The 8,203-nt window shown below is 56.3% G+C and carries 7 protein-coding genes; all 7 read right to left on the bottom strand.

Features of this window, described 5'->3' with window-relative positions:
* Positions 1–1,682, bottom strand: a 1,682-nt coding sequence (locus RT018_RS11550; protein ID WP_312942124.1) for a glycoside hydrolase family 13 protein, incomplete at its 3' end; no start/stop codon positions are given.
* A gap of 89 nt (positions 1,683–1,771) precedes the next feature.
* Positions 1,772–3,865, bottom strand: a complete 2,094-nt coding sequence (locus tag RT018_RS11545) for a penicillin-binding transpeptidase domain-containing protein (protein WP_312942121.1) — start codon at positions 3,863–3,865, stop codon at positions 1,772–1,774.
* A 111-nt stretch (positions 3,866–3,976) separates the two neighbouring features.
* On the bottom strand, positions 3,977–4,501 hold the full coding sequence (locus tag RT018_RS11540; protein ID WP_312942118.1) for a hypothetical protein: 525 nt from the start codon (positions 4,499–4,501) through the stop codon (positions 3,977–3,979).
* Positions 4,502–4,513: 12 nt separating this feature from the next.
* Positions 4,514–5,356: a rod shape-determining protein MreC gene (mreC, locus tag RT018_RS11535; RefSeq protein WP_312942115.1), complete on the bottom strand. Its 843-nt coding sequence runs from the start codon at positions 5,354–5,356 to the stop codon at positions 4,514–4,516.
* A gap of 35 nt (positions 5,357–5,391) precedes the next feature.
* Entirely contained in the window at positions 5,392–5,970 is a 579-nt protein-coding gene (locus RT018_RS11530; protein WP_312942112.1) for a Maf family protein, read from the bottom strand.
* A 63-nt stretch (positions 5,971–6,033) separates the two neighbouring features.
* A complete protein-coding gene (locus RT018_RS11525) occupies positions 6,034–6,462 on the bottom strand; it encodes a dUTP diphosphatase (RefSeq protein ID WP_312942109.1) in 429 nt (142 codons plus the stop codon).
* Between the two features lie 68 nt (positions 6,463–6,530).
* Positions 6,531–8,203, bottom strand: a 1,673-nt coding sequence (locus RT018_RS11520; protein ID WP_312942106.1) for a DUF3656 domain-containing protein, incomplete at its 5' end; no start/stop codon positions are given.

The following is an 8,203-nucleotide window of genomic DNA, read 5'->3' as shown; positions in this document are numbered from 1 at the left end:
AAACCATGTCCGGAAGCAAACAGATAACAAAGGTCACCCTGCCGAAGAGAGATTCGCTTTTTACGCAGCTGCCCAAGGTAAATGTAAAAATCCAGGAGGGTCGTATCCTCGCCGCCCCAAGGGTAAGTGCGGCGGTTAAAGGGGTCTTCCCAACCCTCCATGCCGGCCTCATCCCCATAGTAAAGCATGGGAGAACCGGGAAAGGCGTATAACAGGACCGCTGCCAAACGGAGAAGGGACAACCCGCTTGCACGCTCTGCGGGGGAAAGGAAGGAGACGGCCCGGTCATCTTTGGTGGAAGGGGACTTTAATGCACCCAACAGCGTCAAAATCCGGGGCGTGTCGTGGGTTCCCAAAAAATTCATAGCGCTGTAAAAGGCAGGCGGGGGATAGTTTTCCCGAATGGTTTCCATAGCCTCCCGGAAATCTGCTCCGTCGCCGCCCTGCAAAAAAGCAAGCGCTGCTGTTCTAAAGGGATAGTTCATCAGGCCGTGCGCCTCAGACCCCAGCAAATATTTCCGGCGCTGGGAATACGCAATTTTATTTGAGCCATCCTCCCAAACCTCGGCAATTAACACGCTTTCGGGTTTTGTCTCCTCCATTGCCGTCCGCAGTCGGGCAATAAATTCATCGGGCAGCTCGTCGGCAACATCCAGCCGCCAACCGGAGGCACCCGCCCGCAGCCAGCGGCGGACCACAGAGTTTTCTTCGTCGATGATAAACTCACTAAAGGATGTGTCGCTTTCATTCACGGCAGGGAGGGTGCGGATCCCCCACCAGGCGTCGTAATCCTTTGGCCAGGGGTGAAAATGATACCAGTCGAAATAAGGAGAGCGTTGGCTCTGTGCCGCTCCGGGACCAGAATAAAACCCCTCGGCATTAAAATAGACGCTGTTGGATCCGGTATGGTTAAACACACCGTCCAAAAGCACACGAATGCCTCGTTCCGCCGCTTGGGCGGACAGCTCCCGAAAATCCGCTTCCGTTCCCAGCATAGGATCAATCTGTGTGTAGTCCGCCGTGTCATATCGGTGGTTAGAGGCAGATTCAAACACGGGGCAGAGGTATAGCGTGGTGACGCCCAACTGCTCCAGATATTCAAGCCGGGAGAGGATCCCTTGCAGAGAGCCGCCAAAAAAGTCGCTATTTCGCACCTCGCCTTGCACGTCGGGCCGCCAATCAGGCGTGTCTTCCCAATGTTCGTGTACCGTTCGGTTTCCCACGAGGCCTGCTGGGTTGGGAATCGACAGACGGCAAAAGCGGTCGGGAAAAATTTGATAGGTTACGCCATCGCCAAACCACTTGGGCGTAGAGTGTGAATCGTCGTATACCGTTAGCTGCCAATCAATGGCGTGCCCATCACTACGATAGCCCGTGGCGTCCAAATCGCAGCCGGAGCCGTCGTCCCGCCAAAAGCGAAAATGATACCAGACCAAATCGGGATGCTCCGGCGCGTCATAGGAAAGGGAAAAAAGAATCTGGTCCCCCGCAGAACCGCCGCGCAGCAGTTCCTGCTCCTCGCGTACACCGGAAAACTCAAAATGCAAAACCAAAGCGCAGTGGGTAAAGCCTTCGCGGGCCAACGGCCGCACGCGGAATAAAACCCGGCCGCCACAGACTGCCGCTCCGAACGGCTCTTTGCACAGGCTGTGTCTGGGGTCAAACACGAACGGTTCACTCATAATGGGCATTGTCCTTTCCAAAAAATGGAATATAATTCGATGAAAAGAAATGGCCCGGCCGGATTTCTCCTGCCGGACCATAGAAAAAATCAAGGTAGAAGCTGATTCTCGCCCAAAATTACGGTGCCGATTTCTTCTTTGGTGAAGTAGGCGTTGAGAATTTCCACGGCAGTGGAGGCCAGCGCCGCGCCGGAGCCGCCCTGCTCAATCACCAGAGCTACAGCAATTTTCGGATCATCAAAAGGCGCAAAGCAAACGAATACGCCGTTGTTTTTGGTACTTTTGGTGATCTGAGCCGTACCGGTTTTCGCGCCCGTGTCCACCACGCAGGTACGGAAGTAGCTGGCAAGGCTACCCTTGGTTGTCAGATCGTGCATTCCGTTTTTCACGGCGGCCAGATTTTCCGGCTTAATTTCAATGGTATTCACAGGATCGGGCACGCCGGTAAAAATGACGGAAGAATTGTCATAGGCCTTTACTGATTTGAGAAGGTGAGCTGGATAGTGCTCACCTCCGCCCACCAAGGTGGCAATGTAGTTGGCAAGCTGAAGGGGGGTAAAGAGGTTGTCGGACTGTCCGATGGCGGCCATAACGGTGTTGCCGCCGTACCACGTCTGGCCCACGGACTCGGAATACTCCGGGCCTGCCAGAATGCCGGGGTCTTCTCCGATTTCAATGCCAGTCTTGCTGCCAAGGCCGAAGGCGGCAGCGTATTCGTCCAGCCGCTCAATGCCCAAACGATAGCCCATGGTGTAGAAAAAATAGTTGCAGGAGTTGGTGATGGCTTGGGTGATGTTTTGCAGACCGTGGCCGCTGCGGTTCCAGCACCAGGCAGAAAAGGGATCGGTTCCCGCAATCATGTCGGGATAGTACCAGCGGCCCGTATCCCGGATTTTCTCCGTCAAGGTCACTACGCCGGATTCCAGCGCGGCAATGGCTGTGCAGGGCTTGAAGGTGGAGCCGGGGGGATAGCGGCCGTGGGTGGCCCGGTTATAAAACGGCTCTCCCGGGTCGCTGCTGAACAGCGCGTAATCCTGATTGTAGTTGGCAAGGCTGAAGGTAGGAAAGGAAGCCAGCGCCAAAACCTCGCCGGTGCCCACCTCAATTACCGCCGCGCCCGCGCCGCGGGAGGTGTTGCCGTCTTTTTTGTTCATCTGGGTGATGGTGTTGGACAGCGCCTGCTCCGTGGCTTCTTGAAGATTCAAATCCAGTGTCAGGGCGACCGTGTTTCCCGGTTGAGGCTGGGCGGTATAAAATTCACTGGTAATCTTGCCCTGATCGTTGGAGGAAATCAGGCGTTTTCCATCCGCGCCCCGAAGATAATTCTCAAAGGCCAGCTCCACGCCGGATTTTCCAATCCAGTCCTCGCCGCCGTAAATATCGGGGTTGGCTGCCAAGTCCTCTGCTTCCACGCGGCCCACAGTGCCCAGCACATGGGCCGCCGCGTCGGTGTTATACTCCCGCACGGAGGAGGTAAATACCTTTGCACCCCGGTAGTTTCCGTCCTTCACCAGAGAAATCAGCTCCGTGTCCACATCCTCCGCAAAGACATAGGCCGTGGTGTTCACCAGCTTGCGAATTTCCAGCTCATAGCGCACGCCCGCCACGGCCCTTGCATCCGCATCCGCCCAATCTTCCGGAATCTCAAATAAAGTCCGCATCTGTTTCATTAGCTCCCGCGGCGAGAGAATGGAGGAGAGCAGTTCATTGGTGACGTTATCCCGACTCACATTGGTGGACAGTGTCTTCAGGCTGGATTGCAGAAACTTTGAAAAGCGGTCCCGCTGGATGGTTCCGGCGGTGTCTACAGTGTAGGCATAGGGAGCGGTTTGACTCATGGGAAGATTGTCTTTCCACAGAACACCCTGTTTCCTGCACAACTGAATCAGACGCAGAATGGCTTCGTTTTTGTCGTCCTCCGCATTGAGCAGAGACATGTCGAAGGTCAGGGCATACGTCTGCCGGTTGGATACCATCACCTGTCCGTTTCGGTCGGTGAGAATGCCACGAGAGGCCTCTACCGTCTCTGTGCTGGCGATGGTGCGGACAGACTGCTCCCGGTAATAGCTCCCGTTGCGGATTTGTGTGCTGTACATCACGCCCACGTAGGCTGTCAGCACACAGAGCAGAAAGCCGATCAAAACGTATAGGCGGCGCGTGGAATTGAATTTTGTCTCAAGCAAGGGTTTACCTCCAGACAATCGGGCGGGTCCGCGCGTAAAAGACGCGGGTCCGCAAAGCAAGCATTTGTAAAAGTAAGAATAAGCCCACCGAGCAAGGCGCGGAACGGAGAGCTATAGGCGGATAGGCTCGTTTGTAAGGCACCTGCACCACACCCGGCGAAACAGAAAATACACCGGCAGCGCCCAGGGAAGGGAAACGGCCAGCTCCTTTGCGCAGACAATGGCCGTCTGTCCCCAGGCCGGGCGGGAAGCAAACATGAAAATCAGCCCGTGAAACGCGCCGGTGAGAACAAACGCGGTCATAGAGGTCACCAGCGCACTGAGAAAGCCTGAGGATAGCACGCTTCTGGCCAAAATCCCTGCCAGCAATCCCGCCAGCGGGAACACCAGCGTGTAGAAACAGGGAATGGGGGCGGAAATGGTCAAATCGCACACCACGCCCAGAACCAGAGAATAAATCGTTCCGGAAAGAGGACCCTCCAGCGTGGAGAGAATCGCGGCAAGAATGGGATAGATAAAGGGAAACACGCCCCAAAGCCGCACATATTGCAGCACCGCCCCCTGCCACGCGCAGCAAAACAGCGTAAGCAGGGCGTACAGCCCCCATTTATGAAAGGTTTCTTGTCGGGGAGTCATAAGCGCCGCCTTTCAATCCACAATGTCAAAGGATTTGATAATAAAAACCTGCGTCAGGTCGTCAAATTCCACGCTGGGACGCAAAACGGCATAAGATGTGGCCCCGGAATCGTCGGTCTGGACCTCCTCCACCATGCCGATGACAAGGCCGGAGGGATAGTAACCGCCAAGACCGGATGTTACCACCAGATCGCCGTTTAAAAGCTGCGTCCCGGCCGGGAGATAGTCCAACCGAAGCCGACTTCGGCTCATCAGGGAAAAATCCCCCTCTGCCACGCCGATGTCGTCTGTGCGAAAGACCTGTGCGCCCATGGAGGTGTCTGTGTCAACAATGTTCAGCACCGTGCACCAGTTGCTTCCCACTTCGCTGACCACGCCCACCAGATATCCGGTCTCCGTAATCACGCAGTCGTTTTTCTCCACCCCGTGTTCCGTGCCCCGGTTCAACGTCAAATAGCTGGTCCAGTTGGAGGTGGAATGCTCCGTAATGGTGGCGGCCTCTAAATCGCTGAGGTCCCGGCGCTGCTCCCGCAGATTCATCAAGCTGCGCAGCCGCTCGTTTTCCTGGCTGTCATTCTGGGCCTGACGTACCTCCGCCTCCATTTCGGCAATCCTCTTTTTCAGCGCCTGGTTTTCTGCCTTCAGGGCTGAGGTATCCTCATAGTAATTTTGCTTATCCATCAGCCAACCCGCAGTGGCAGTGTACGCCGCCCGAAAGGGAGAGGTGATAGTCTGCGCCAGATTCACCAGCGGGGAAGAGGTGGTGCTGAACACGGAGAGCACCGCAAGCACCACGGCAATCACCGCCGTGGCGAATAGGACCCAAAGTCCGTGCCGTTTCAGAAATTCTTTCAAGTCAATGCCCCCGACAAATTTTCAGCAATTCCAAATCAGTTAAAAAAACGGATACCAAACTGGCCCAGCATTCGGCTGAGCCGCAGAACGGGGAGGCCCATCACGTTGTAAAAGTCGCCTCGGATGCCCTCTACCAAAAGTGCACCAAGACCTTGAACCCCATAGGCTCCTGCTTTGTCCATCGGTTCGCCGCTGCAGATGTAAGCTGCCAGCTCTTCTTGACCGGCGGAGCGGAAAAGGACCTCCGTAGTTTCCGACTCTGTCACGGTTTTTCCATTGCTGCAGACGCTTACGCCCGTGCACACCAAATGGCCCCGCCCCTGAAGCAGCGTCAGCATCCGCAGCGCATCTGCCTCGTCTGTGGGCTTGCCCAGAGGCGCGCCATCCACAAAGACCATGGTATCCGCCGCAATGATTATCTCGTCCGGAGCGGCGACAGCCCCAGCCGCATTGCACTTTTTCCGGGAGATGTATTCCACCGTCTCCTGCGGCGTCAGACCGGAGGGAAAGTCCTCCGCTACCTCTGGGGGCCTGATTTCAAACTCGTTCAGCCCCATCAGATGAAGCAGTTCCTGCCGCCGGGGAGACCCGGAGGCCAATATCATCTTAGACATCCTGCGTTCTCCTTATTCCAAAAGCGGGCAAAGCCGCCGGAATATTTCTATATTTAGTAAAAATTACTTCCCCGTGGACCCAAAACCGCCCCGGTCCGGGCCATCTAAATGCTCCACGGCGGTAAATTCCAGCCGGGGCTGGTGATTCATTACCCGGAACTGGCAGATACGCGTGCCCTTTTCCACCGTTACATCCCGGGTGGCATAGGCGGGGAAGCGCCACAGGTCGTTGTCTCCGCAATAGCTGTTGTCTACCACGCCCATGGAGTTGGTTTGTAAAATCCCGTAGTTTTTAAAAGTAGAACTGCGGGGAACGATGTGGGCCTCGTGCCCCTCCGGAAGGGCAATGGCCACTCCCAGAGAAATCAGACGAAATTCACCCGCCTTCAGCGTCACCGTTTCGGCCGCCTGCAAATCAATCCAGTCGGACTTTCCGTCCACATAGCGCAGTGGCTCTAAATCCTCGCAGAAATAACGAACCTTGATATTCATAAACACTCCAAAATCAATACAAATAGTAAAATAAACTTAAAATATTACAAATAAAAAATGAAATCGAATCAATCCACGCCCCGGTCAAACAGGCCGCGGGTAAACTCCGCCGGAGCGTCTCCGCCGGAAAGATAGTCCTGAAAAATCTGAACGCACACCTCCGGAGACTCCGTGGTGAACCGCAGACGGGCATACCGCAGACCAAGGCGCTTCCAGTCGTCCCGGTCCCCCAAATACAGCGGCTTGCAATTTTGAAGCTCCGTCCGATGGCCCCAGGCGGGGAGAAGGGGAAAGGACGCCCCCTTGCGATCGGTCAGGGCATAGGGGCGGCGGCAGGAGCAGCCGATTTCGTTGCGAATAAGGCAGTTTTCCGTAAGCATCAGGGGAAGACGGCCGTAAACAATGGCCTCCGTGGGTAATAGTTTGGGCATGTCCCGAATCTGCGCGCCCCGCAGCTCAAAAGAAACGGTGGCAGATTGCAGGCCCTTATCTGCCAGATAGGAAAGCGCCCGCACATTAAAAACGTTCAAACCAAAATCGCCGTGAAGGGAAAAGCTCGTATGGCGGAGCAAAGGTAAATGCCCCAGATTCCCAACCATGGCAGCGGAAACACCCAGACCAGCCGCCTTTTTCAGCAGCTCTGAAAAATACGGCTCGTCCCCGTCCCGCCAGACGCGGGGAAGAATGGCGCAGTATTCCCCGTCAAATTCCGGTAGGGAATCCATTGATTCAAAAAGTTCCAGGGGAAGATATACCCGTTCCGGGCGCAGTGCCAAAAGCTCCTGCGTAAGTTGTTCCCGGCGAACCAGAGAGCAGGTCAGGGCCGGTTCTCCAGTATGGACAGTGGCAGTTTCAAGAGGGGGAACGGACAAAACGCGCCGCTGTGGCGGCGCAATTCGCTGAGCGGAAAGATTCGCCAAAGCGTCCCGCCGCAAGGCATTCACCGTTGCCGCCGAGACGGACAGCCCATCCTCAAGTGTCACCGACACGACTTCGCACCGATAGGCGGTGGCACCGGTTTTTTTCAGTCGGGTTTCCAGCTCGTCTATCGTCACTGCGCGGTTTCTGGCCTCCTCAGGAACAGGGCCGATGGCGGTGCCCTCCCGGTCTGCGTTGTCCCGAACGGTCAGGGTACAGGGCTCGTTTTTGCGAAAAACAGCCTCCATGGTGACCGGGACCGTCCGCATCCCGCCTTTTTCAACAGCGGCTTTTGCTTGGGCGAACAGTTCCTTCGGCTCCTCCGCGTCCGCAGGACGCACGCCAAACTGCCCGGGACCGGACAGGCCCCGCCAGTATCCGTCGGTAAATCCGGAGCGGGAAAAAGCGGCTTCCAGCGCGGCGGTTTCTTCCGCCGTGGGCCCACCGCCCTCCCGTAGAAGGCGGGCATAGATACCCGTCACCACTGCTACATACTCCGGGCGCTTCATGCGCCCCTCCAGCTTCACGCAGGCCACGCCCATTTGGGTCATATCCTCCAAAAAACCCGCTAGACAGTTGTCCTTCAGACTGAGGGGGTAGGTGTTTTTTTTCGGTTTTCCCAGCAGGGAAGGCGGGGTGTCCTGTCCGGTAGTGTCTGCGCCGGGCAACTCCGTCAGAGTATAGGGCAGACGGCAGGGCTGGGCGCACCGGCCCCGGTTTCCGGACCGACCCCCAATCAGCGCGCTCATAGCGCACTGACCGGAATAACACATGCATAGGGCCCCGTGAACAAAGACCTCAATTTCGGCGGGGCTGCTTTTAC

Source organism: Oscillibacter sp. (assembly GCF_032060045.1).
Classification (GTDB): Bacteria; Bacillota; Clostridia; order Oscillospirales; family Oscillospiraceae; genus Oscillibacter.
Note: the sequence above shows the minus strand (reverse complement) of the source record. Positions and strands in the feature narration are given on the sequence as shown.

Bases quoted from the DNA above. Each gene is read 5' to 3' on its own strand.
- RT018_RS11540 (WP_312942118.1), bottom strand. From the start codon at position 4,501: ATGACTCCCCGACAAGAAACCTTTCATAAATGGGGGCTGTACGCCCTG.
- RT018_RS11530 (WP_312942112.1), bottom strand. From the start codon at position 5,970: ATGTCTAAGATGATATTGGCCTCCGGGTCTCCCCGGCGGCAGGAACTG.
- RT018_RS11525 (WP_312942109.1), bottom strand. From the start codon at position 6,462: ATGAATATCAAGGTTCGTTATTTCTGCGAGGATTTAGAGCCACTGCGC.